The organism is Erwinia tracheiphila, from assembly GCF_021365465.1.
GTDB classification, from domain to species: Bacteria; Pseudomonadota; Gammaproteobacteria; order Enterobacterales; family Enterobacteriaceae; genus Erwinia; species Erwinia tracheiphila.
Map to the genome: position 1 here is coordinate 163,642 of NZ_CP089932.1, position 25,371 is coordinate 189,012.

The 25,371-nt window shown below is 43.2% G+C and carries 28 protein-coding genes and 1 pseudogene; 15 read left to right on the top strand and 14 right to left on the bottom strand.

Annotated elements, in window-relative coordinates; all coding sequences use genetic code 11:
- Positions 1-196 precede the first annotated feature (196 nt).
- The 14 genes and pseudogenes from LU633_RS00825 to LU633_RS00890 all read right to left on the bottom strand — a co-directional run bounded on the left by LU633_RS00825 (position 197) and on the right by LU633_RS00890 (position 9,880).
- On the bottom strand, positions 197-928 hold the full coding sequence (locus tag LU633_RS00825) for a hypothetical protein (protein WP_016191521.1): 732 nt from the start codon (positions 926-928) through the stop codon (positions 197-199).
- 362 nt (positions 929-1,290) lie between these two features.
- Positions 1,291-1,599 (bottom strand): hypothetical protein, encoded by a 309-nt coding sequence (locus tag LU633_RS26045; protein WP_407646979.1) that lies wholly within the window; start codon positions 1,597-1,599, stop codon positions 1,291-1,293.
- Between the two features lie 130 nt (positions 1,600-1,729).
- Entirely contained in the window at positions 1,730-2,944 is a 1,215-nt protein-coding gene (locus LU633_RS00835) for an IS91 family transposase (RefSeq protein WP_046371879.1), read from the bottom strand.
- Positions 2,945-2,952: 8 nt separating this feature from the next.
- A complete protein-coding gene (locus LU633_RS00840; protein WP_161796965.1) occupies positions 2,953-3,093 on the bottom strand; it encodes a hypothetical protein in 141 nt (46 codons plus the stop codon).
- Between the two features lie 561 nt (positions 3,094-3,654).
- Entirely contained in the window at positions 3,655-4,854 is a 1,200-nt protein-coding gene (locus tag LU633_RS00845) for an IS91 family transposase (protein ID WP_046372110.1), read from the bottom strand.
- An 8-nt stretch (positions 4,855-4,862) separates the two neighbouring features.
- Positions 4,863-5,051 (bottom strand): hypothetical protein, encoded by a 189-nt coding sequence (locus LU633_RS00850; protein WP_020322936.1) that lies wholly within the window; start codon positions 5,049-5,051, stop codon positions 4,863-4,865.
- 115 nt (positions 5,052-5,166) lie between these two features.
- Positions 5,167-5,430, bottom strand: a pseudogene (locus LU633_RS00855) (IS5 family transposase); the annotation flags it as partial.
- 121 nt (positions 5,431-5,551) lie between these two features.
- The gene (locus LU633_RS00860; protein WP_016191517.1) at positions 5,552-5,974 is read right to left on the bottom strand and encodes a hypothetical protein; all 423 of its coding nucleotides are present in this window, start codon (positions 5,972-5,974) and stop codon (positions 5,552-5,554) included.
- Complete coding sequence (locus LU633_RS00865) at positions 5,955-6,665, bottom strand: hypothetical protein (protein WP_046372121.1); 711 nt, start codon at positions 6,663-6,665, stop codon at positions 5,955-5,957. The genes LU633_RS00860 and LU633_RS00865 overlap by 20 nt, the downstream gene beginning before the upstream one ends.
- Positions 6,652-7,206 carry a type III secretion system protein gene (locus tag LU633_RS00870; protein WP_016191515.1) on the bottom strand — a complete coding sequence of 185 codons (555 nt, stop codon included), beginning with the start codon at positions 7,204-7,206 and terminating at the stop codon, positions 6,652-6,654. Before LU633_RS00870 ends, LU633_RS00865 begins: the two co-directional genes overlap by 14 nt.
- Positions 7,203-7,973, bottom strand: coding sequence for a type III secretion system inner membrane ring lipoprotein SctJ (gene sctJ / locus LU633_RS00875; RefSeq protein WP_016191514.1), 771 nt, complete (start codon positions 7,971-7,973; stop codon positions 7,203-7,205). The genes LU633_RS00870 and sctJ overlap by 4 nt, the downstream gene beginning before the upstream one ends.
- Complete coding sequence (sctI, locus tag LU633_RS00880; protein ID WP_016191513.1) at positions 7,973-8,296, bottom strand: type III secretion system inner rod subunit SctI; 324 nt, start codon at positions 8,294-8,296, stop codon at positions 7,973-7,975. The genes sctJ and sctI overlap by 1 nt, the downstream gene beginning before the upstream one ends.
- Positions 8,297-8,350: 54 nt before the next feature.
- Entirely contained in the window at positions 8,351-8,623 is a 273-nt protein-coding gene (gene sctF, locus LU633_RS00885) for a type III secretion system needle filament subunit SctF (RefSeq protein ID WP_016191512.1), read from the bottom strand.
- Positions 8,624-8,626: 3 nt separating this feature from the next.
- Positions 8,627-9,880, bottom strand: coding sequence for a PrgH/EprH family type III secretion apparatus protein (locus LU633_RS00890; RefSeq protein WP_016191511.1), 1,254 nt, complete (start codon positions 9,878-9,880; stop codon positions 8,627-8,629).
- A gap of 289 nt (positions 9,881-10,169) precedes the next feature.
- Here LU633_RS00890 and LU633_RS00895 point away from each other — a divergent pair, with 289 nt between their 5' ends.
- From LU633_RS00895 to sctE, 15 genes are all read left to right on the top strand, one after another.
- A complete protein-coding gene (locus LU633_RS00895; RefSeq protein WP_016191510.1) occupies positions 10,170-11,048 on the top strand; it encodes a helix-turn-helix domain-containing protein in 879 nt (292 codons plus the stop codon).
- Positions 11,041-12,813 carry a type III secretion system outer membrane ring subunit SctC gene (gene sctC / locus LU633_RS00900; RefSeq protein WP_016191509.1) on the top strand — a complete coding sequence of 591 codons (1,773 nt, stop codon included), beginning with the start codon at positions 11,041-11,043 and terminating at the stop codon, positions 12,811-12,813. The genes LU633_RS00895 and sctC overlap by 8 nt, the downstream gene beginning before the upstream one ends.
- 6 nt (positions 12,814-12,819) lie before the next feature.
- Complete coding sequence (sctW, locus tag LU633_RS00905) at positions 12,820-13,941, top strand: type III secretion system gatekeeper subunit SctW (protein WP_016191508.1); 1,122 nt, start codon at positions 12,820-12,822, stop codon at positions 13,939-13,941.
- Between the two features lie 30 nt (positions 13,942-13,971).
- Positions 13,972-16,026, top strand: a complete 2,055-nt coding sequence (locus LU633_RS00910) for an EscV/YscV/HrcV family type III secretion system export apparatus protein (protein ID WP_016191507.1) — start codon at positions 13,972-13,974, stop codon at positions 16,024-16,026.
- A 9-nt stretch (positions 16,027-16,035) separates the two neighbouring features.
- Positions 16,036-16,443: an InvB/SpaK family type III secretion system chaperone gene (locus LU633_RS00915; RefSeq protein ID WP_016191506.1), complete on the top strand. Its 408-nt coding sequence runs from the start codon at positions 16,036-16,038 to the stop codon at positions 16,441-16,443.
- A gap of 18 nt (positions 16,444-16,461) precedes the next feature.
- On the top strand, positions 16,462-17,757 hold the full coding sequence (gene sctN / locus LU633_RS00920) for a type III secretion system ATPase SctN (protein ID WP_046372122.1): 1,296 nt from the start codon (positions 16,462-16,464) through the stop codon (positions 17,755-17,757).
- On the top strand, positions 17,741-18,202 hold the full coding sequence (locus tag LU633_RS00925) for a hypothetical protein (protein ID WP_016191504.1): 462 nt from the start codon (positions 17,741-17,743) through the stop codon (positions 18,200-18,202). The genes sctN and LU633_RS00925 overlap by 17 nt, the downstream gene beginning before the upstream one ends.
- Entirely contained in the window at positions 18,183-19,091 is a 909-nt protein-coding gene (locus LU633_RS00930) for a SpaN/EivJ family type III secretion system needle length determinant (protein WP_016191503.1), read from the top strand. Before LU633_RS00925 ends, LU633_RS00930 begins: the two co-directional genes overlap by 20 nt.
- A complete protein-coding gene (locus tag LU633_RS00935) occupies positions 19,088-20,014 on the top strand; it encodes a FliM/FliN family flagellar motor switch protein (protein ID WP_016191502.1) in 927 nt (308 codons plus the stop codon). Before LU633_RS00930 ends, LU633_RS00935 begins: the two co-directional genes overlap by 4 nt.
- Positions 20,004-20,675 carry an EscR/YscR/HrcR family type III secretion system export apparatus protein gene (locus LU633_RS00940; protein WP_016191501.1) on the top strand — a complete coding sequence of 224 codons (672 nt, stop codon included), beginning with the start codon at positions 20,004-20,006 and terminating at the stop codon, positions 20,673-20,675. The genes LU633_RS00935 and LU633_RS00940 overlap by 11 nt, the downstream gene beginning before the upstream one ends.
- Positions 20,672-20,926 (top strand): type III secretion system export apparatus subunit SctS, encoded by a 255-nt coding sequence (gene sctS / locus LU633_RS00945; protein WP_016191500.1) that lies wholly within the window; start codon positions 20,672-20,674, stop codon positions 20,924-20,926. The genes LU633_RS00940 and sctS overlap by 4 nt, the downstream gene beginning before the upstream one ends.
- Positions 20,927-20,938: 12 nt before the next feature.
- Positions 20,939-21,703, top strand: a complete 765-nt coding sequence (gene sctT / locus LU633_RS00950) for a type III secretion system export apparatus subunit SctT (protein WP_016191499.1) — start codon at positions 20,939-20,941, stop codon at positions 21,701-21,703.
- A gap of 9 nt (positions 21,704-21,712) precedes the next feature.
- On the top strand, positions 21,713-22,804 hold the full coding sequence (locus LU633_RS00955) for an EscU/YscU/HrcU family type III secretion system export apparatus switch protein (RefSeq protein WP_016191498.1): 1,092 nt from the start codon (positions 21,713-21,715) through the stop codon (positions 22,802-22,804).
- A 134-nt stretch (positions 22,805-22,938) separates the two neighbouring features.
- Positions 22,939-23,475 (top strand): type III secretion system translocator chaperone SicA, encoded by a 537-nt coding sequence (gene sicA, locus LU633_RS00960; RefSeq protein ID WP_016191497.1) that lies wholly within the window; start codon positions 22,939-22,941, stop codon positions 23,473-23,475.
- A 14-nt stretch (positions 23,476-23,489) separates the two neighbouring features.
- Positions 23,490-25,361, top strand: coding sequence for a type III secretion system translocon subunit SctE (gene sctE, locus LU633_RS00965; protein WP_016191496.1), 1,872 nt, complete (start codon positions 23,490-23,492; stop codon positions 25,359-25,361).
- Positions 25,362-25,371: the final 10 nt, after the last annotated feature.

Below are 25,371 nucleotides of genomic sequence, written 5' to 3' on the forward strand. Positions count from 1 at the left end.
CTGCTTAATGGCCCACGAATTAATGCTGTCGTCAAATTCTAGGAAGTATGGATTTCAGCCGTTGTTGGCGATCGCAAGTCGTTCAGCCAGAGGTATAAGAGACATTCTCCGAAATATTATTTAAGGAAAGCAAAAAGCCACAATGATTAAGTGAGTGGCTCTTTAGTTTTACTTTCTGATAGCATTAATTAAATTTTTAATGCATTGCCGATAGATGAGCCTGAAGACTTTTTGCTGTCCGATAAGCCTGAAGGGCTGCTTTAGAACTATCGATTACCTTAGAATAATTGTCATCTAATTTACTGCTTGATTTCACTTCTTTGTTGAGGTCCAGATAATGGGATTTGAGCAGATGTTTCATTTCTTGTGCACATTTTAACTTCGTTTTTGTATTAGCACTTTCGGTATTAATTACGTTTTCTAAATCTACAACCTTTTCCTGAAGTGTTTTTTTATCACCATGTAAATTATTAATATTGCTTTTTAATCCATTCAGAAGAGGTTTGATATTACGACTGTGTAATAACAGGCTATTGTCATTATTCTGAATGCTTTTTGTTATTTGGTAAGCATGATAGGCGTTTTGAAGATCTTGACTCGCCTGAGAATTATCATGGATGCGTCCGCCCGTTGAATTAAGAGAATTCAAAAGGTTGTTATAGTTGTCTCTAAAAAAATGTTTAGCGTTTCGTGCAGTTACCTGTATCTGGCCTGGATCAACAGTTCTGGCATTCGTTAGTTCTTCAAGTTTCTCAACGTGCTTGCTGGTTGTAAATGGGTTGAAAAAACCATTATTATTGGTAATGGTTTTTAAATTAGTGGTAAGTTGTCTCACAGTATCGGGATTAACCAGAATGGCTTCAGTAACTCTTTTGCTTGTTCCTGTATTGTGATAATGATTGTGAACGTCAAATGATTTAATTGGCATAATAAACTTCCTATAATAAAAAACAACTAAATACGCTAGAAAGGGACTTTATCAATAAAGGAAAAAACGAGATATCAAAAAACGCCTGTAGCAAAGAGTGAAATTATCGACGATCTGCCTTAGCGCCTGTATCAACAGAACGTTATTCCAGACAATAAGACCACAGGAAAAACACAACAGGACCCCGTCATTCTCAGGCGTCTTTTCCCGTCGGGTCAGGGGCCGGCGAAACCGGTTCATCCGGCTGTGCGTCCTCCCGACGACCCGGTGACTGGCCCTGAAGTTCGTGGTTTACTGGCATCTCATTCCTCTTTTACGGGGCGGGATATAAGGCTCGTCACGACGGCTCAACCGGTTTGTTTTCAGCCCGGGCGCTTCGTCGCCTTTGTCCGGGCAGAGTCCGGGTTTTTGCCCCGGACGCCCCGTCTGAAGAGCACCGGGTGTGTCCGCCACCAGTTTGATGTCATGCCTGTCTGCTGCTGCGACCCGTGACAGAGGAAGCCCCCGGTATCTGTCATCAGACTGGGCTTTACGCCCTGTTTCCCTCTGTCCGTGGGGTTGCGTCCTGTTTTTTTGTCCCGGGCAGCGGTGATGTTGTCATACCGCCATCCATGAGCAGTCCGGGGTGTCCACAGGCCAGTGATCCGTTCATGGTTAGGAAACTGAATCATCGTTTTAAAAATTTCCTGACCATGAGCAGCAGTGTCTGTAATGCAGTAATGATGTGCCATCGGGAACGTTATGGTCATAAAATGGCATTTGCGGCGCGTTTTTAACCTGAAAGCTGTTTTTCAGACGCACTTATCCCGCAGTCTGTGCCAGAAGCCATCGTTTCCGGTCGATGTTATGCAGTCTTTCTGCCACCAACTCCGACGCGTGCCTCCCGGCCTGCGCACTGCTGAAGCGCAGTCGGTTGCCGCACAGAATGCATTTGTACGGATCCGTGCGCAGAAATTCTTTCATCAGCGCGGCGAAGCCGGGCTTCTCCGGTTTTTTCCGCGCTTCCATCTCCAGGGCTTCATACACCTTCGGCAGCAGGCTACCCCGTTTACGGTTTGATAAAAAACCGTAATAACGCACCATCTTAAAATGCTTCGCCGGGATATGGCTGATATAACGTCCGATCATATCTTCCTGCGTCAGCGTCTGCTGCCGGTACTGCTGCGTACGGTGGTCGTAATAGTGGTGCACCACCGCGCCGCCGCTGTAGTGCCTCAGCTTCGCCGCCGACACGGGGGGCCGTTTCAGGTACCGGCCCAGATATTTGACGCTCCGCCAGGCCCCCCGGGTCTTCTTCGCGAAGTGGACCTTCCAGCGGCGCCCGTACTGCGCCTGCAGATAGCGCAGCCACTGTTTTTTGTCGTGGATATGCCCCAGCCCCGGCAGCCTGCCGGGGTTAATCAGGTCATAGCTGTGGCGCAGCAGCCGGATGACGGCTCCGCGCCAGATTTCCTCCACGGCATGCTTTTTAAAGAAGAGGTCGCGCCATACGCCGTGTTTAATATCAAGCCCGCCGCGGGTGACGGAGAGATGAATGTGGGGATGCTGGTTGAGCTGGCGACCGTAGGTGTGCAGGGCGCAGAAGATACCGACTTCCACACCCTGTTTTCTGGCCCAGCGGAGCATGGCGCGGGTGGCTGCGCGGAACAGGGCATTGAGCAGAGGCCAGTTATTGTTGAAAAAGGGCCACAGCAGATGGGGCATGGTGAAGGTGATATGCTGCCAGTCGCAGTCGGGCAGAATTTGCTGTTGTTCTGTAATCCACTGCTCCGTGGCCTTATGTCCGCAGGAGCTGCAGCCTTTTGATTTACAGGTCTGGCAGAAGAAGCGGGTGTGGGTGCAGTCCGGGGAGGCGCAGCAGTATCGCTTCACCCCCATGGCAGCAGTGCCGCAGGCGAGCATGCGCTCGACGCAGAGTACGGTCCAGGGGCTGAGGGTGTCCCCGTGTTTATCCATATACCGGTTCCAGGCGTCATCAGTGGTGAACAGCAGTTTTGCCGGGCGCGGGATATACATGCGGCGGATTATCGCTCTGCAGTGGCACCGGTATTATAGTGCCAGTCGTCACAGTCATCGGCCCAGTTGTCGGTGTGTTTATCCCAGGGAGCGAAGGTCACCGGCAGCATGCCGGATTCTGTGGCGATAATAAACACATCGGCTGGCATGGACTCAAGGACGACATCGCCGTCGGGTGAGTCAGGCGGCTCAAAGCCGCGGATGATGCAGACGAGAGGCGGGTCGAAGTGTGTATCGAGGAAAAACTGTGGCCCCAGGTGGACACAGTGACGAATGGCATCCTGCGGAGTGTCGTAAAAAACTCGTCGGGGTCGTCATAATCGCTCCGGGGCGGAATGGACACCAGAAAACGCTTAGGATATCCGGGTATAGCGCGTCGGGACGAGGGCGTGGGTTTACGCTTTCTGGGGGCTTTGCTACGGGCCATGTGAATGATTTCCTGAGAAATTAACATACCGCAGAGTATAAAGCTGTGAGCCGGTCATGAACACCCTCGGAACGGCAGAGCCGTGACGCTCGCCCTGTAAGGGCGCTATGTTCACGTATAGGAAATTGAAACCATTTCAGCGCCGGAATGAATTGGTTGAAATTTAATCATTTTTGATTTGTGTGTCCGCGAGGGCGTCGGCGAGCCACTGACTGGTGATGATTTGCGCTCTTTCTGGTTGTTTTTCAGGCTATCAGAGTGCTCGGGGCGGATCTTCCCTGCGTCAGGCCGGGATATACCTCATCAGACTGATATCCCGTGCGTGGATTTTCAGCCCCTGCACATTCAGACCAGCTACCGCACGACGGTAAACCATTCGCCCGCCGCACAGCACGCATTCGAACGGGTCTCGCCGCAGGAACTGCTTACTCAGCTGCGCGTAACATATCTTCACCGCCGGATCCGGTTTATCCATACCCAGCGCGCTGTATACCTGCGGCAGTCTTTCACCGCACACCCGGTTGGACAGAAAACCAAAATAGCGCACCATCCTGAAGTGTTTCTCCGGGATATGCTGCTTCAGACGTCTTACCATTTCATGCTGCGTCAGCCTTTCCGTGGCCTGCTGACCCGTATTGTGGTCGTGATAGCGGAAGTTCAGCGTGGCGCCGCCGGCGTAGTGCGCCAGCCGGGAACCGGCTATCGGGGGCTTTTTCAGATACCGGCCCAGGTATCTTACGGTGTTTTTACTTCCCGCCGTCTTTTTCGACATGTATACGTACCAGCATTGTCCGCCTGCAGTCAGTATCAGCGTCCGCCACTGTGAGTCTGTGGTGATATGCATCAGCTCCACAGGAAGCGCAATGCCTTCTGACCAGGCATCCAGCAGGCGCTGCCGGACATTCCACATCCATCGGGTGCGCATGGCGTCCTTACGGAAGCTGATTTTTCGCCACTTTCCGTGCTCATCAATACCGCCGCAGGTGACGGAGACGTGGACATGGGGATGCCAGTTAAGGCGGCGGCCGTACGTATGAATGGCGCAGAATATACCGATATCCAGCCCGCGTTTTCCTGCCGCATACAGCAGGTTGTCGACGGCCAGGCGGCAGAGGTCGTTGAGCAGCCAGCGGTTGGCTTCAAACAGGGCCCACAGCGTGTCGGGCAGGGTGAAGACCAGATGCTGCCAGTCGCAGTCCGGCAGGCGGTTAAGCTGCGCGGCAATCCACAGGTCTGTGGCCTTTTTACCGCAGGACGGACAGGCACGGCTGTGACAGGCGTTGGTAATGTACCTGACGTGAGGACACTGCGCGTTGTCGCAGGCATACTCTTTCACGCCGCTGATGCGGGTGCCGCAGGCCAGCATTTTTGTGACGGCTTCAACTTCGATATCACGCAGGCCGCCGGTATCCAGAAAGGAAGCCCAGCACTGGTTGGTGGTGAAGAGCTTTTTGAGCGGACGGGGGCTGAAATCAGAAACCACGGGACAGATTAATTTCCGGCTTCCTGTAGTCGGGTGAGTGCTGCTGCATCGTGACGATGCTCAAGTATGGCGCTGGCGACCATTGCCGGAGGTGGAGCCATGGGCTTCATCAGCTTAATCCAGTCCCATTCACGCTGGGAAAGCTTATCAGCGGCAACGGAGAGCAGGACGGTGTCGATACTTTTACGTGTCATCATGGTGGTGGTCTCTGAGCAAAATATGTAGCCAGATCATACATATTCGAACCAGTGAATGGCAACTCCGGGTCAGGCTGACGGCACGGTTTTCAATTTGCGGCCGTCAGCCTGCCCTGTTCTGCCAGAAACGCCCGAAGACACCTGCGTCTCTCCGTTCCCGGAAGCGCCGGGGTGCAGAAGCTGATGAACCTATCCCTGTGGCATTGAGTGCATTCCACTGACAGGCTGTGCTGGGGACGAAGAAAATGGCGTTCATTGCGGCCCGATTATCAACACGTTTTCGGCGTGTACACGGAGGATGGCGGGTTTTGTGTTCCGGGATAAGCGGAGCGATTTTGTCCCGGAGTTCATCGCTAATCTGCCCTTTACCGCCTGCCATGCTTTGCCCTCAGATATGACCGGGATGCATTATAAGATGACGCTTTTTGGGACAGGCTCTTAGCATAAAAATTTAACTATCAACATAATACTCTGATGGTAGTTAAAATTAAAAAAGGATATTAATATAATTCCATTTTCTCATTTTCATCGGGATCGAGAATTTTTTTAATCATACTATCGTAAAACATATTTACACCAATTAACTGCGTAGTGTATCTGTTCAGGTGATTGTAAACATAGTCCTGAAGATTGATATCTTCAGGAGTGTTAGTATTGATTTCTTTTCGCAATTCACTATTAACATAAAGCAATGTATTGCTAAGTTGAGAAAGTGTAGGAGCTGCATGAGCATCCGATAATTTATATCGATCTTTGATTATCTGCAAAAATTCACTTAGATTACTGGCATCATATTCACTTGTACCACTAGGTTTATTTTCTCTTATAAAGTCCAGTAAGTCACTGTGATAATTGTCCTCTGCCCGTAAGTTATCAGTATTATTGATGGGAAGGCTGTTACTGTCATTTATTATCTTTGTCATTTTCTTCCTCTTCCTCTTCCTCATAGAGGCTGCTTTCGTAAGAAGATGTGAGTTGCTCTGCCTGAGCTATTGCAATGAGATGTTGACCAATAACTTCAAGCGTGTCAGGGATTAAACTATGGATCTTCTTATTAATTATCTTAAGATTTAACATGGATTCATTAACCCATTGTGTGCAGAGATATTCACTTGGGAATCTAATGGCTAAACTATCATTTTGTACCGTAATATTATCGTCATCAGTAAAGCGGTAGTTTGATATTTCGGCACCTTCAGGTATCGGAACCCTTCGGGGAATAATAATCTTTAGATTTCTTTGATGACCGATTTTTTCCTGAAGATGATGGATAATGCGATCAACTATTACCGGATCATAAAAAGATTCTTTTAGTGAAGTATTAAAATTTTCCTGAAAGATCTCGAAGCGCTCATCTTGTAATTTTTGGTACTCATCAAGCATTGAAATGAGCTGTGAGAAGAAAAGCTGGAATCCTTCGGTGTAGCCTTCTTTTTCACAATTTTCTCTAAGCTGTACCGTATGCTTTTGGTATGCATCGGTGATTTCATTACAACGGGTAAGCGTACGTTCCAGCGCTTCTGTCATTCTGGTGTGTTGCTTACGTTCTTTTGACTTAATTAGACCTGTTGCAATCACTTCGTCGGGAAGGCTGCTGGAATCAATTACTCGCATAAATAATCGACATCTTTAATAGATTGAGGTTGTCTGGTGTTGGATTTGCAACACATGGCGGTTTATTCATGTTATGAGCAAAGCACAATGCTAATCTTTGTTGCAGCGCGCGTGGAAGTGTGCTTGCAATGCTCATAATAAAGGCGGCACCATTCTCAATGGTGGTGAAGTGAGTATCTGAAAATTCATTCTCTATGTTAGCCTGATAAAGAATAGGTAATGAGATAAAAGAGAGCAGACGCGAGTCAGTCGCCAGGGTTGCTGCATGTTTCATTAACTGATCGCGCATGAGATAACCTCCAGCGAAATGAGCTGCTGCGGATAATATCTGCCAGTGATTAAGAAGGAGCGAGATGACTATACCATTCGGGGCCCAATCTTTTGGCAGATCCTCAAGTTTATAATACTCAATCAGCCAATAATTGACTAGCGTATCACCTAATATATCCCTACTAACCGTAAAGTCTGAAAAATAACTATCGTGAGTATAGTTCGATGGGGAATAAAGTATATTTAATAAATTGTCGAAGTCATATTTCATTTCTGATTTACTCCCTCTTCCCCTGATTCGGAAACAAGTTCTTTTTTTGTTAGCCCCGTTTGACTGGATTTAAAAATCAGATAGCCTGTTATTATTAGTGCGAATATAATAATGAGTGATATAATTATTTCCCATAATTCTGGCATTGCTTCCGGCAATTTTGTCGGAGAGGAGTATTGAATTGTTGACGCAGGGAAAAGTACGATTGAAATATTTTCATATCGCACATCATTTATACTATTTTTAATCAAAGATTTAATTTTAGACACAAAAGTATTTTCATCCATTTCACCCTTGTAAGAAATTAATATGCCCACATGTGCACTGGGTCTTTTATTGGCTGAACCGTTATCGAAAGGAGGGTAGCTGATATGGACCTTAGCGTTCACCACCTGAGCCACTATTCTCAGCGTTTGTTCGAGCCGTTGCTCTTGCAGAGAGATAACGCGAGCCTGTTCAGCATTAGGGGAAGCAACCAGAGAACTGTCGGGAAAAGCCTGTCTTATCTGCACATCAGCCGCCCAGGGCAGCTGATATTGATTAATCACTGAGAGCGCAACTGTTATGTCACTGTTGTTCACAGTAATACTATAACCCGCTTTCAATGTACCGCTCTTATCTGCAGAAATATTATGCTGTTGCAAAATAGCGAGTACCTGATTGGCTTGTTCCTGCGTTAAATTGTCCAGTATCGCTTTTTCTTTACAGGCAGAAAGAAGAAGTACAATGGTGAAGAACGACAGGATGCGTAATAATTTCTTTAGCATTATTGCGACTTTTCCAGTGTCTCAATGGTGCTGACGGTTTTACGTGCCAGGGCGCTAACAAGAGAAATATGATTACTGTATTCCCCAACATAATTTTGCAGCGCTAATAGCTTTTCAGGGTTACTGGTAAATCCGGGGGATTGACTTAGCTTGTTGATAACATCTTTATATTGCGTATTTGTCTCGCTAATTTGTCTGAATGTGCTACTAACCAGGTTATTAAAATTCTGATCGTGAACGCTGGAGGAGAATGTTTCCTCTCGTTCTGATTGCCCTGGGGTTATTTGGACCAGTGAGTGTAATGTTTCATTGATATGACTCATCTTTTCTCCTCAGTTCATTAAAAATAGAAGGTGCGTAAAATCGCACCAATAATATTAACGGAAGTTTTGAATGATATTCGAACCTACGTCTTTATATGCTTTCACTACTGCAGTCTGAGCACTACGAAAAAGCGTATAAGCTGAAAGTTTTGACTGATATGTAGCAAGGGTGCTGGGATTGGATGGATCCTGCTGCAGCGCTTGCTGTGCTTTTTCCAGCTCTGTCATCAAATTCGTCGAGCCAGTCTCAAATCCACCTGCTGTACCATCAAGATAATTATTCTCATCGAAGGATGGGGTATAACCAACATTTCTAAGTATAGCCATTTTTTATCTCACTTTGTTAAGAGGAAAATACCAGTGTCTTGGGTTTAAAAAAAGATAGCCATCAGGGGAATCAACATAAGACTTATTCTGTAACCAGTTTTCATCAAGATTGATAGAGAAATTAATGACGTTGCTTCCCCATTTTCTATTAAATTCGACGATAAAATCGCGCAACGCGAAAAGTACGCTATCGCTTAACGCATCTTTGACTACCAGTGCGTATCCATTGGCTGTATCAATCTTACGGTAGGGAACATGTAAACGATCCAGGCCTTGACGTGCCTCAGCTAAAAGCTGACTTTTAGTTTTTATGGTTATACTTATATCGTCAGAAAAAGGAAGGTACTCAAGCAACGCTGATTTTAATTTTTTTTCTTCAACAGGTAACGGATCTCGATAAAGAGAGATAACCGGATGTGATGGAGAATTAAAATCAAGTTGCAATACCGGATAGCCAGCCTGGAAAAGTCGTCTGATGGTATCCTGACCATGTTGCCGCAACCATATTGGTATTACTCGGTGACTCTCATTCATTTTACGTATCGCCTGCGTAGACCATTCCATTTCCGGCAAATTGTGAGCGAGGACATAGATTTTTTTGCCATCACGGCCTTTTACTACCTGAAGTGGAGTCGGAGCGCCAGACAGCACTTCAGTCAGTGTTAAGACCTGTTGGTTATATTCAGTTTTTTTATACCAAAGAATACCTGTGCCGATAAATAGTACTGCTAAAAGTAAAAAAGCGATTAAAAAAATAAGCTCTTTTCTTTTCTTAATTCTATGTTGGAGATTATCCTCGTGTTCTGCCTTACTTTTGGCAGGAAGAAGATTGAAGTGAGTAATCGCTTCTTCCCAGTCGGCATCATGTCGTTTTAAGGCAAGATGGATGTGTTCGTGTGAGAAAATTTTATTTTCTTCAATGATATCGGTAGAAAAACCAGCGCTATCTTGCAGTTCAAGCCTGAATCCACCTTCTTCTAACGAATTTGATAGCCTTAATATGATGTTCGGAGAAGGTTTGTCGCAGGGTATGTAAAGCGTATTAAGTGTATAGTGTGCTGCATGCTGTTGCTCGGATGTAATATTATTTGTTTTATCCTGAAGTGCCAGTCCAGGTTCGATTATTAAAAAATAATCCCCTTCCGGAAGGTGAAGCTCACAGCCAAGCATTGGGCCAAAAAGAACTTTCAGACAATATATCTGTGCTGGCTCTTCAGAATAGTCAGCTGATACGTTCTTTATTTGATCGCTATTCATATTTAAATAAGCCACGTTTAACAGGGTTAATACAATGTTAATTAAGCCAAGTGTGTATATAGCCTGTTGGTAAAATATCAGATCAGTAAAGCAATAAATTAAAATGATATCTCAAAGGTGTAGATCGGATCAAGAAATTTCGTCTTATTTAGATCTTAGGTGGCTTGTTATTACAAGAGGTATCTCACTTTATACGTTTAGTGTTGACATGTCTTTTTACGAGGGTTGAGACTAATCGCAGTATTCTTTCCATTCCACATCATACCTGTTATCTGGGAGGTTGAGTTTTATGCCTGCACTACTGGCAGATGAGAAAGGTGATTATTTAGTTGCCAAAAGTAAAAATATAAGAAAAACAGGATTAATATCAACCTTTACTACGATAAATAATAATAACTTTGTATTTAATAGTATGATGATCTTCTCCAGGCCGATGGAAAGGGAGTCCCGGCTTTTTATTCCATTAATTCAGGAAGATATGGATAGTGGTAAACGATATTTAAACGGACCAAATTTAGTGCTGGCTAAAGGTTGTTTTAAAGTACGCTTTGATGGAAGCTGGGTTGTGGAATCCATTTCCATAGCACAACTCTCTACGTTGATTGCGTTTTTCGATTACCATTTAAGTTCTGGTAATCTGTCGTCGCATATGAAAAAAGATAGTGGAAAAAGAAACGTAGCCTACCCCGTCTTATTCAATACCAGTAGTCACTTTGTTTCTCTTGTGGAAAGCGATGATGAAACATTGATAAAACTTCTGGTAAAAAATGTGCTGCAGGGTGGTATAAATCATATAAACAGTCTTTTTTCATATATACGAGGAATGGAAAACTACTGGATAGCACACTTTTTGCTGTCGCTCATTATGAATGAAAATGGTGAGGCTGATACCTGTAAGCTTTATAACGCAAGTAAGGCTTATGGTGTCTCGGAATCTCAGTTCAGAAAACTTTGCCACAATGCTTTTACCTGTGCGCCAAAGAAACAATTGCGTATGTGGCGTGCTGCGCACAGTGCATTACAACTTATCGAAGAAGATAGCTCCATTGCTGTGGTAGCTGGAAATAATGGTTATGCATCGTCATCGCATTTTTCCAGTGAAATAAAGTTACTTTTCGGCATCACTCCAAGGGAGTTTAAAAAAATAGGCATCCTTCTCCATGAATAGAAATTTCTTCAAGAAACTATTTCATTTAATAGTTTTATTATTAGCTGTCTTAAATTGTAATTATGCGGCTGCAAGATTACTTAATACACCTGATAATGAGACTAACCAGTATCGCAGTTCAGATCATCCGAATAGATCGGAAGATATTTATGTCGCCAGCGATAATAATGTAAAACAGTTTTTTTATGTTTTGGGTTCAGCCCTGAACAAACCGGTGATTGTCAGTAATGAAGCGGCGAAAAAACGTATTTCCGGTAATTTTGATCTGAGTCACCCTGATGAATTACTGAAAACTGTCGCCATCCGTACAGGACTCATTTGGTACGATGATGGTAGCTCTATTTATGTTTATGACAGTAATGAAGTTCAAAGCAGTGTTGTCAAACTATCGTTTGCCCCTTATGACAGACTGGTGGCCTTTTTGCGCTCTTCAGGACTGTACGATAATCGATTCCCTCTGCGTTCTGATGGCCAGTCGGGTTCGTTTTATGTTTCCGGGCCGCCAGTATATGTAGAGTTAATTTCGGCTGCAGCAAAGTATATTGATACTACGTATTCCAGAACGGAAACGGGTGAAGTCTCTATACGCGTCATTAAATTGAAAAATACATTTGTTAATGATCGAACCTATATACAGCGTGATACACCGGTGACGATAGCGGGCGTGGCCACGGTTTTAAATAAGCTGCTTAATAATCTGCGTGGTGGAGTGCCGATCGGTGCCGCTAAGATTACCGTAGATAATGATACTCAGCGCGCAATGCAGGCTGCTACAGCAGACCAGACAGGGCTTTACCCGCAGTTACCATTATTTAACTCTGCACCTTCTCAATCAGCGTACAGCGACGCCAGTAGCTCGCGAGAAGATACGGTGAATATTGTTGCTTACTCGGATACCAACAGCCTGCTGATCCAGGGTTCTCCACGCCAGGTGAGTTTTGTTGAAGACCTGGTGCAGGCAATGGATATTGCTAAACAACAAATTCAACTCTCGCTATGGATTATAGATATATCAAAAGACCAGGTGGATAAATTAGGGGTCAGATGGGAGGGTGCGCTTACATTGGGCAACACAGGTGTCACAGTGAACAGCAGCACGCTTACCCCTTCAAACAGCGCTCATTTTCTCGCTGATGTGAACGCACAGGTTCAAAGGGGCAACGCGCAAATTGTTTCTCGCCCTGAAATACTTACCCAAGAAAATGTACCCGCGCTATTTGATAATAATACCAGTTTTTATACTAAGTTGGTTGGAGAACGGACAGCCTCGCTTGAAAAGGTCACTTATGGAACGATGATCAGTGTCCTGCCACGGCTGACACAAGATCGGCGCGAAATTGAAATGATCCTCAACATTCAGGATGGTGGTACACCGCTGGGCTCCAATGGGCAAACCGCTTTTGTTGATAATTTACCGATCGTGAATAATACGCAAATCAGTACCGAGGCACGCGTTCCTGCTGGATATGGTCTGTTGGTTGGAGGGTACAGCCGTGATGAAGATACCCGGCACAACGTCGGGGTTCCACTGTTGCGTGATATTCCTCTACTGGGAAGAGCATTTGATTATAATTATGTTACCCGAAAAAAAATGGTGCGCATGTTTCTCATTCAGCCTCGTTTATTAACAAGTGGAGAAACCTGGCAGGGCAGGTCTAATGACAACCCTGTTCTAGGGTACGGCTCTGCTCAGGAAGCTCTTACGTTAAAATCAACCGTTTCAATGCTTCGTGATAATATGAAAAATTCGGACGGGAATGAGTAAATTAATATGAGTATACGCATACCTGGCTCGGTAGATATTAAAAATATCGATGATCGTTCTGCAGCAAATACTGCAAAAAATAACAAAGTTGTAGCCGAAAATACAGTATATGAACCTGTCGTAGACCTACAGAGTGAGTTATTTAACGCCAGTGAAGAGTTGTCCGGTATGCTGAGTATGTTTGGTCGATTTAATCGGACGAACAGAAAAAATATTAGTGAAGAAAATGACTACTATTCTTCAATACTGGAAGATCACGCGGAAGAAAAACTTGATACACTTATTAAGCAGGTGCCTCGTTTGCAGACGCAAAATAACATTCTCAATTTTGCACGAGGACTCTTTCCCGACGACAGTGATTTGATGATGGCGTTGCGACAGTTGTTATTAAGTCGCTGGGTATCTGAGTTAGCTAAAAAGAAAATTAAAGAAGCGATAAAAGATCTGGAAAAGTTCGGAGAACAACAAAAAATGCGTTCAGGCATTAATGTTGCTTCCCTGGCTAAACGGTTTAGCACACAGGGAGATACCAGACCGTTGACCGCCAAAGATCTCAGGAACAGCTACTTACGCTTTCTTGGCCTGAATATTCCAGCAGGTTTTATCTATCAGGACTGGATAGATGAGTTTGGTTTCGAGAACCGTAAGCGTTTATTGGTCTTCACCTTATCAGCACTTATAGCTGATATGAAAGCAAACGAGCCCGGTATTCATTTTGCCGAGTTTGGGCCACTCAACGCTAAATTATCTGATGCGCGGGTGCTTCATACGCTTGATCTGTTACTCAACGATAACTTTCGTGCGCTGACATTTTATGACCAGTTGAAAAATGAAAATCAGCCGATATCTGAGGATGATGTTGTTGGCCTTTACATGAAGGGAATTGTTAATTGTACTGGATTTAAACCACAACTGAAGAAATTTAATGATCAATTCATGTCATCACTCTTTATCAAGCAGCGTGCAGAGGTTATTCAATCTTTACACAAAATTTACAAAATGACGCCAGCCTTTATCTTTCCACAGGAGATTTTTAAAGATGAAATTCTTAACATGATTTTATTACTATCAGATGATATCTATAAGAGGGAGAAAAAAACCGGGATTTGGTCAGAATACTATAAATAATAATTATTTTACAATTTTGGTTTATTGAGAATGTTGAAAAATTTCGTAACGGAAATCCGTAAAAGACCAGAGCTTATTATACTAGTTATAATGGTTATGGTTGTGGTGATGTTGATTATACCATTGCCAACCTTTCTGGTTGATTTCCTTATTGGACTCAACCTGACAATATCACTTTTGATATTTTTAGGTTCATTTTACATTCAAAGAATTCTGGATTTTTCAACTTTTCCATCAATATTATTGATAAGCACAATATTTCGTTTAGCTATATCAATTAGCACTACCAGATTAATTCTTGCCGATGCGGATGCTGGTGAGATTATTGCCAGCTTTGGCGATTTTGTCATCGCCGATAATCTGATTGTTGGTTTCGTTATTTTCTTTATTGTTACAATTGTGCAGTTTATTGTCATTACTAAAGGCTCTGAACGTATCGCTGAAGTGGCGGCGAGATTCTCTCTTGATGCCATGCCAGGTAAGCAGATGAGTATCGATGCCGATTTGAAAGCCGGGGTTATTGACGAGAAAGAGGTCAAGAACCGCCGCAGCGATCTGGAAGGGGAAAGCCAGCTTTATGGTGCTTTAGATGGTGCGATGAAGTTTATCAAAGGCGATGCTATCGCTGGTATCATCATTATCTTTGTCAACCTGATTGGTGGTATTTCTGTTGGTTTAGCCCAGCGTGGAATGGACTTTTCCACCGCGTTATCTACTTATACCATGCTGACAATAGGTGATGCTCTGGTGGGTCAGATACCTGCTTTGTTGACGTCGATCAGTGCAGGTCTGATTGTCACCCGAGTAAATAATAGCAAGAATAATAATCTGGGTTCTAAAATTCTTCAGGATTTGTTCTCAAACAAGTTTATTTTAATCATTACCGCAGTTCTTTGTGTTGCACTTGGCTTATTACCCGGTTTCCCATTGTTCATATTTCTACTTCTGGCTACGCTGTTTGTAGTAATTTTTATTAAACATAAAATTGATGCCAAAAAGAAGGGACTTACTGCCGAGGCGGGATCGCATGAAGACGAAGTACCTGAAGTTACCAGTAAGCCTGTGATAATCGATGGTGAATACATACCTGAGACTATTCCATTAATTATTACAGCATGGAAAGGTTATGAAAAATATTTCCAGGAAAATAGTCTTATCTCACTCTTAAAACGTAACTTCTTTATTGAATATGGTGTCCGTCTTCCTGAAATTATCATTAACTATGAAGATAATGCTGAACGGGGAATATTAAAGGTAGCTATTAATGAAATTCTGGTTGCGAGTTATCACACTCTGCCGGGAATGTGTAAGATTCTGCTACGTGGTGAAGAACTTCAGGTTTTTGACTCACAGGTTATTTTGATTGAGACGGATCAAGGTAAAGCCTACTGGCTTCCGCAGGAAAGAAGAGAAAAAGCGCACGACCTGGGATTCTTTACTCGTACTGCTACGGAGGAATTTTATGCCTGTGTCTCTGTGCTGCTGGTGCACAATATTACTGAATTTTTTGGTATTCAGGAAACTAAAATGCTGCTTGACGATCTGGAGAAAAAGTACCCGGAGTTACTCAAGGAGTGCTACCGAAATAATACAGTACAGCGTATTACTGAAGTATTTCAGCGTCTCCTGCAGGAACGTATTTCCATCCGGAATATGCGTCTAATTCTTGAAGCATTGGTTCAGTGGGCGCCAAAAGAAAAAGACCCAATCATGCTTGTTGAACATGTGCGGGGCGTTTTATCTCGCTATATCTCTAACCGCTTTACGTCGAACGGACGTATTCGCGCAATAGTTATGTCCCATGATATTGAGGCTCAAATTCGTTCTGGTATCAGGCAGACTGCTTCGGGAACATTTATTAATCTGCCTCCTCCAGAAACCGAGAACATTTTGCGCCGGCTTGAGGTCTGTATAAACGATAATGATATTCATTCCAGAGATATTATATTAATGGTCTCCACTGATATTCGCCGCTTTGTTAAAAAAATTATAGAAGGCACCTATCCTGAAATGGAAGTTCTTTCCTTCTCGGATATTTCGAGTGCGGTTGAGGTTGATGTTATTGGTTCAATTGAAAATGAATAAGAGGTTAAAATGAAGCAGGATATTGTAACTTTACTACGTGAGATGCTTAATGATGCTGGCCTTGATGATATTATCGATAGTGATTTGAGTAATCATTCTACTATTTCGTTGAATATGAAAGATGATATTCCAACAATAAATATAAAGACAGAGGGCGATGAGGTCTGGGTTTGGGCCAGAGTTGGGGAGTACACCCCGTCCACGCTGGCCTATTGCAGTGAAGGTGTTTTTTCGGTGATGTTCAATTTTAATGAAGATTTTTTTCATTTGGGGCAGCCATGCCTCTATCCTGTTGATGGACATCTTGAATTACGCGCATTGGTTAAAGAGTCGTTTCTTGAATCATCGGATTTATTCGGTGAGGTTCTTGAGCATTTTCTCAATGTGTTGCAGGAATATTGCGTTGTTTTAAAATAACACAGAAGGTTTGATAACATGGTTGCGAAATGTTTTGTTCATCTCGCTCACCCAATACGTATTCAGGGTAATATTGTTGAGGCACATTTACCCGAAACGAATATTGGTGAAATATGTGAAATTCAGAAGTCAATTCTTGAACCTGAGGTTATCGGCTATGCTCAGGTTATTGGTTTCAATAAAGAATATACATTGCTGAGTTTACTGGGTGATAACCATGGCTTCTCCCGAAGTAATGTTATATTGCCGACGGGCAAGCCGTTTCGTCTTCGGATTGATGAAGAGATGCCTGGCAGTATCATTGATGCAACCGGTACTGTTCGCGGGCGTCTTGATAGCAACGCTATCCCCATTATCACCAGTGGGGAATACATTCCGGCCCTCGGTGTTGCTCGTGATTTCACTCAGCGCAAGCCGATTGATTTACCTGTCACAACGGGGGTCAGAGCGATCGACGGTCTTCTGACCTGTGGACGGGGTCAGCGTATTGGCATTTTTGCCGCTGCGGGATGTGGCAAAACCTCTTTAATGAATATGATCATTGAGCATTCCGATGCTGAAATTTATGTCATCGGGTTGATTGGTGAACGTGGCCGTGAAGTGACGGAGTTTGTTGAAGAGGTGAGAAATTCTTCGAAATGTTCACAGGTGATTCTGGTTTACGCCACTTCCGATCGTTCCTGTACAGAGCGCTGTAATGCGGCACAGATAGCGTCATCCATCGCCACCTATTTTAGCGATCGAGGCAAAAATGTTTTATTGTTTGTCGACTCTATTACCCGTTATGCACGGGCATTGCGAGATGTTGCTCTTACTATGGGTGAACTTCCTGCTCGGCAAGGGTATCCTGCATCGGTATTTGAGGCACTGCCAAAATTACTGGAGCAGCCAGGATGTTTTCATACGGGATCGGTAACGGCCTTTTATACGGTGCTAATTGAAAATGAAGAGGAGCAGGATGTTATTGGTGATGAAGTTCGCTCAATTTTAGATGGTCACATCTATTTAAGCCGCAAACTTGCTGCAAAGGGACATTATCCGGCGATTGATGTGCTACAAAGCATCAGCCGGGTTTTTAATCAAGTTACCGACGATCGTCACCAGCAGATGGCGTCACTGTTTCGTGAATTGTTGGTTCGGCAGCGGGATATGCAACTTTATATTGACCTCGGAGAATACCAGCGGGGTGAAAATCAGGATAATGATTTTGCATTTGATAAAAAAAAATTAATGGAGGATTTTCTGCAACAAAGGATGGCCGAAAAAACGGATATGTTGGCCTGTATGGACATAATGTATGAATGCCTGGCGTGATGTAGGTAGATTTATTTCAACGCTGGAGCGTAAGCAAAGACTACTCCAAAATAATATTCATAAAACGAAAAGAAAAATTGATCATATAGGAAGCATTATCACACAACAATATGAAGAATTTGCTGGCATAAATCAGGAAATAAAAAGGCTAACGCCTTCAGGTGTCGTTAATCGTCACGACCTTTATCAAGGAATAAGGCGGCAGGGAGCCTTACTCACGCATCAGCAGGTCATTATTCAAAAGATAACTCAATTGAAACAAGATCAGCGCGTTCAGGAGAAAAAGATGCAGCAGTATCGTGTAGAAATGAATCTGTTAGATAAACGACACCACAAAATGAGCGATTATTTACAGAAGGCTTACAGGCTATATTTGAAGCAACGTGCTAATAGAATAGAAAATGACATTCAGGAGATGGCTGTTTATGTCAATAAAGATTACTGAAGGGCACAATAACGCGCTTCTTACCGCTCCATCTTCAGAAGATAGTGAGCTGCCGGAGAAAATAAAAGAAAAATTGAAAGAAAAAACTCCGCCACTGCCTGAGTCAGTCAGCGGTTTGATAGGCCAATTATTATTGCAAACGGATAAAAATATGCCAATCTCAGGAGGTGGATATTCCCGTGAAGTTCAAAAATATCATTCAAGCCCGGATGGACAACCAGCAGAGCTGGCATTTTCATTAATTGATAAGAGAGCGCTGCTATCTGAGAAAAAGACAGATAAAGGCAGCTTGCTTGTCTTTAATAATGGCTCACAGATTAACGAGGTGGGCGGGCTTAAGTCGGCAAGCAATAATATGGGTAATCAGACTTTATATAAAAAAGTTCATATCAATGGTGTGTCGAAAGCAGATGAACAAGGTGAGCATGTATCCACCACGGCTGCAATGGAATGGCAGAATAAAAGAAACCTGAGTTCAGAGATGTCCGCGCCGCAGCACCAGTTGTCGATAAAAAGCGACGGCGCACTCTCCGATGGTCAGAGTACAAACTTTACGGGAAGCACTCGCCCGGCGACTGCGGCCGTGATGCAAAACCACATGAGATTACAGGCGACGGAAGCGTCTGTAGCCAGCAGTTCAATCGATGTGGACTACAAGTTTCAACAGTGGCCTGGTGGGCACTCCGTCAAAGTCACGGTGCCTGTTGATCTCGCCCGGGATGGGAATGTCACGCTGCTGCCTTCGGGATCACGGGTAGCTGACGCGCTATCCAACCAGTTCAGCCATCTTTCCATCCCTAATGCGAAACTGCTTGAGCCGTTGCGTGATGGTGAAGAACAGCGACAGAGACAACCGCAGCAAGATACAAGTGATGAGGAACAAGAATGAGTTTGTGGGGCCGCCTGCGCCGATATGATGCCAACCAGACACCTTTAGAGCGTCAAATGCACCAGCATGCCGATAGCAAAATCGTCAGTGTGCATAATGAATCCCGCTATTTATTGCTGTCTCTGCTAGAGCAGCAGTTTGGTGAGAAAAAGGCATATATCGATGTTGATTGCTGGTTAGACAAAATGGAAATGCAATTGCCTGGCATTCCCTGGCGACAGGTGCCGTTAAGCTATCTGGTCAGGTGGTTTACCGCCCGGCAAATTAGTTTTCTGGTAGAAGAAAAAGTATGGCAAGTACAAAGTATTGCTGTACCCGATGAAGCGCTCCCTGAACAATTATTAATGTTGCCTGCGCAGCCCTGTGCTTTGTTGTGTTCTCAATGGCCCGGTAATTTGGAGAACAATGCAAAGAGTCGTCGGCAGTTATACGGCCAAATGGCATTCGTGTTGCAATATATATTAGGACGCAGCCAGTTACCGTTATCAATGCTGGTTGACGTTGGGGTAGGTGACTTAATACTTATCACGCACTATTCACCATTTTTAGCTATTGGTAAAAGACGCTTATTCACTTTTATTTATCATCAATATCAGGAGGTCATTGTGGAACAAGAATGTTATGAAAACGATCAGGAACGCCGCGCTGAAGAGGAAATTTCATTCCAATGGACCCAGTTACCTGTTGATATTGAATTCGTGCTTGATGATAACACGGTGACTTTAGAAGACCTGGAGAACATTGTACCCGGTGTTGTCTTACCACTAAGTCCATCAGCCGAAAAGAGGGTTAAAGTTTATCTGAACAAAAAGCTTTTTGCCCGTGGTGAACTTGTTGCACTGGATGACGGAAAACTGGCTGTTGAGATAAATAAAATTAACAACCCGGCCGATAACACAGCAGGTTTTTCTGATGCTAAGTAATGATATTTCACTCATTGCTCTGCTTTCATTCTTTACGCTGCTTCCATTTATTATCGCTGGTGGTACATGCTTTATAAAATTTTCCATTGTACTGATAATGGTACGTAATGCACTTGGAATACAGCAGGTTCCGTCAAACTTAACATTGAACGGTGTGGCGCTCATTATGACAGCTTTCGTTATGATGCCAGTTTGTCAAAACATTTCACTTTATGTTCAGAAAAATAATGTCGACTTTAATAATAGCAATTCGGTTAATAATTTTTTAGAAAACGGTTTTGATAGCTATCGGGAATATCTTGTTCGGTATTCAGACCATGAACTGATTCACTTTTTCGATAAAGTAAAAAAGAGGCAAAATAATGAAGAGATTATACAGACTGAAGATCATGAACTCGTTAATTTATCCTTAATGACACTTATGCCAGCGTACGCTTTAAGTGAGATCCAAAGCGCATTTAAGATAGCATTTTATCTCTATGTACCCTTCGTAGTTATTGATTTGGTTGTATCGAGTATTTTGCTGGCATTGGGCATGATGATGATGAGTCCGATAACTATCTCGATACCGATAAAGTTAATTCTTTTTGTGGCGATGAATGGATGGACTCTAATCACGAAAGGAATGATATCGCAATATACCGATCTGATGACAATATGAATAATATTTTATTTATTAGCAATTCTGCCCTGATTATCGTGTTGAAACTATCTGCGGTTCCTATCCTCTTTGCCACAATAGTAGGCATTCTTGTAGGGTTGTTTCAGACGGTCATGCAGATACAGGAACAAACGCTACCATTTGGATTGAAAATGCTGGCAGTTTTTGCAAGCATTTTTATGCTAATTGAATGGTTTTCTGCCGAGATGATGATTTTTTCTATCCAGGCTTTTCAGATGGCATTCAAATAAGAGTGATCGACTATGCTGTTTGTTGCTCTTTATCTGCATTTTCAAAATAACATCCTGATCTTTGTCATGGGCTATGCGCGGCTGGCCGTGGTTTTTTATTTATTACCTGCACTGGGAGAGCGCATCCTTTCTAACCTGATTATAAAAAACGTTGTTGTTTCTCTGGTTATTATGGGTCTCTGGCCCTACCTGGAGCCTGAAACTATGTCTGAACAGGGATGGCTTGTTATTATGGTGAAAGAGAGTGTTGTGGGCCTGATACTGGCTATGACTCTGTCGGTGCCCTTCTGGATAGCCACGGTTGTTGGGGAAATTCTGGATAACCAGCGAGCGGCGACGATCAGTGACAGTATCGACCCGGTCAACGGTACTCAGTCTTCGATATTGTCCGGGTTCTTTAGTTTTGCATTTAGTGCCATCTTCTTTGCCAATAATGGTATGTATTTACTTATGGAAGCACTATCGCAGAGTTATGTTGTTTTCCCCAGAGGCGATGATTTAATCGGTTTCAACTGGCAGGAAGCGGGTCGTTTACTGGATATTTTGATGCAAACCAGTATTTTGTTAGCCGCACCGGTGCTTATTGTTCTTATGATATCGGAGGTCATGTTAGGCATTTTTGCCCGCTATTGCCCTCAGCTAAATCCATTTTCATTATCACTAGCGGTGAAAAGCTGTGTCGCTTTTATCATTTTTCTCTTTTATGGGTTTCAGGCTTTATCAGATAAATCTTTGAAAATGTTCTCTCTGAGCTCATTCCAACATTTCTTTTTTTAATAAGACACTATGGCAGAGAAAACAGAAAAACCAACAGAGAAGAAAAAAAGAACATCGGCAAAAAAAGGTCAAACTTTTAAGAGTAAAGATCTTATCACGACGGTTACGTTAATCACTGGAATTTATTTTCTACCAGAACTGATTGATTTTCGTCGTTTTATTGAGCTTTATACATTCATATCTTTATATGATAAAGATATGAATGTAAATTCTTACATGTTTTTATTGTTCCGTATATTTATTGCCATGGCTTTACCTTTTATTGTGGTATGCTGCCTTGCTGGCTACATAACAACGTTACTGCAAACGCGTTTTGTCATTGCTACTGAGGCAATAAAACTTAATTTTCAAGCTTTAAATCCTGTGAAGGGATTTAAAAAAATTTTCAGCATGCGGACGGTAAAAGAGTTTATCAAATCTATTCTGTATCTGGTTGTTTTTTTATGCACCAGCTATTTACTGATTAGGGGTGACTTGCGGCTGGCACTCTCAGCCTATAATGCAACCTTGCCTCAAATGATCGGCATCTGGACCGGATTGATAATTAAAGCCGTAATATTATTTATTGTATGTTCGATTATTGTTCTTGTTATTGATTTTATTGTGGAGTACTTCCTCCATTTTAAAGATCTTAAAATGGATAAACATGAAGTTAAACAAGAGTATAAAGAAAGCGATGGCAATCCTGAGATAAAAGGTGCCAGGAGGCAATTTCATCAAGAAATTCTTTCCGGCGAAAATATGGCGGCAATCAGAAATTCAGCGGTTGTCATGGCGAATCCCACACATATTGCGGTTGCTATCTATTTCAACCCTGAAATGGCCTCTCTGCCTTTCATTGCCCTTCGCGTCAGTAATATGAAGGCACAGGCGGCAATTGCTTATGCGGAGAAAATTGGCGTACCGGTTGTCCGCTATGTCCCACTGGCCCGCAAACTTTACCGAACATATCGACAGTACAGTTTTATTTCAATTGATGATGATGTGCTTATGGAGGTGATGGATGTGCTTATCTGGCTGCGTCAGGTCGAAATGTCAGGCGTGCCTTCAGTACAGGACAGGGGGGAAGAGCCGGAGAAAGGTTCCGACTCACAACCATGATGCTTATCAGACCACTACGGTTTTTTTGTATTACCCCTGGTGAAGACACGATATTATGCAGTTGACTTTACTGACTGCATTGCAATTAAGGTACGTTAATTAGCGTATTTAACTGGTAATGTTCGAGGTAAAAAATGGTAAAAGAAAGAGATAAAAGTACCCATGAGGAAGATGAAGAAATATCGCAGAAGTTAAGTGAGGAATATTCGGACGCATTGCTTGATGCCATTCAAAATGGTGCCTCCTTAAAAGATGTGCAAGGCATCACTGACCAGACTATGCAGGGTGTTTATAGCCTGGCATATGATTTTTATAGCCATGGTAAACTAAATGATGCTGAATCTCTTTTCCGTTTTCTGTGTGTTTATGATTTTCACAACCCTGAATATGCAATGGGGCTGGCGGCAGTTTATCAGTTAAAAAAGAATTATCATAAGGCGATTGATTTTTATGCGCTCGCCTATTCTCAGGCAAAAGATGACTATCGACCCATGTTTTATGCAGGCCAATGTAATTTGATGCTACGCCGTGGAGTACAGGCTAAGAGATGTTTCGAGATTGTTGCCAATAGATGTGACGATGCCTTTTTAAAGAAAAAAGCGGAAGTTTATCTCTCAGAGCTTCAGGAAATAAATATAAAGGGTGATGAGGATACTCCAGGGGACGATTAAATTCAGGAATCATTATGGAAATTAAAAGCAAAGAATTGAACTGGCTTGAACAGCTTACAGTGGCCTCAGAGGAAGTGAGCAATGATGAGTTAAAAAAGCAGTCCAATCAGGCAAAGCGAATTGCTAATACTGCGTTTAAAAATCACACTCATGCTGAAGCTGTTAAGGATGCGTTGAATGTATTGCAACCCCAGGAGCTGCTGTATATTTTGAAAAACACGCAATCTGCGTTAGTGGGAATGGGAGGCAGTGTTAGTTTTGAGCAGCAGGACGCTCCCCAGCTGCAAAAGCCACAGCCTGCATTGGCTACCGCAAGAAATATCGGCACGGATACAGGCACCAGCAAATCTTCATTAACTGCGAACGCGCAGTTTATTGAACTGATAGGCCGAGTGATTGAGCTTAACCAGCAGGGATCTGTGCAAAATCAGATCGCGAAGCTTAACATGTTTAATGCCATATTTTCAGGAACCGTAACGCAATTCAATGAATTAGCTGAAGAACTCACTAGTTTGGGGCAGGCATATGCTAATTTGCAGGACACCTACGACGCTTCATCGGAAAAATCAACAGCATTAAAAAATGAGTTAACCAATGCGCAAAACAAACTTAAAGAAAAGCAGAATGTGTTAAAAAAGCTGGAAGCACAAGCGACCAAATATAATCCGGTCCCTGCGTCGCTACAACAGCAAATTTCTGAAGCTAAAAATGCGGTTACCGTGGCGGCGGCGGCGGTCACTGATGCAGAGAAAAAATATACTAATTATGTGACAGGTCCATTAAACCATGCTGAAGCCGCCATGAACCAGGCCAAAATAGCACTCAATGAGGCTATCAGTCGCTCACGGGCTTTACTTCAGGGGCTGCCAGCTCAGATGGTAAATACGGTTGAGGCGCATCGTCAGGAACAAAGTGAAAATAATCTTACACTGGAGTTTCTTATGGCATTAATGCATCAACTCATTGCACAAACGACAAATAAAGAATTGAGTGCGGCAGCAAAACTTAAGCAGGATCTGGCTGAAGCCTCAGTAAGAAGTGCTGAAAAGAAAGATATTGAATATAAAGAGCAGGTACGCAAAGCGGAAGAAATGCAAAAAACGATGTCCTGTGTGGGCAAAATTTTGGGTTGGATTATTACCACCGTGAGCTTTGCCGCAGCGATATTTACCGGCGGGGCATCGCTGGCAATTGCAGCAGTTGGGCTGGCCCTTGCTCTGGCTGATGAAATTCACCAGGCGGTGACGGGAGTGTCATTTATGCAGCAGGCTATGCAGCCAATATTAGAAAAAGTTGTTTTGCCCTTAATGAATTTTATCGCGCAACAAATCAGTCTGGTGCTTGTTAAGGTCGGTGTAGATAAGGAAATAGCCGATCGCGTGGGGCAGATAATGGGTGCCATTTATGCCGCCGCCGCCATGATCGCAGCAATGGTTGTTGCTGGAGCCGTTGTCGGTAAAGTGGCGGCTGTAGTGGGAAGAAAAATGATGAACAATATTGTGGGTCAGACAGTAAAACGCATGATGCAAAATATCAGTAAGAAATTGATGTCATCGTTAAATAATAGTTCAACCAAATTTGCACAGTCTCTAAACAGGGTGAACAGAGCAATAAACGTTATGTCATTTGCTAATGAGGGAATTTCTGTTGGATTGAATATAAGCACCAGCATTATGATGGTCGATGCCGAAAAAATTAAGGCGGCTTTAATCAAACTCATGACCATGCAGGAAATTCTGGACAAATTTCTAGAGAATATTATTGATACATTTTCTAAGAAAATAGAGTTATTAAATAAAACCTTTGAAAACTTAACTGATACGCTTAAACAACAGGCGAAAACAGGGAAGTTTATTGCCAATAGAATAGGTATAGTAGCGGTTTAAACTTTATCAA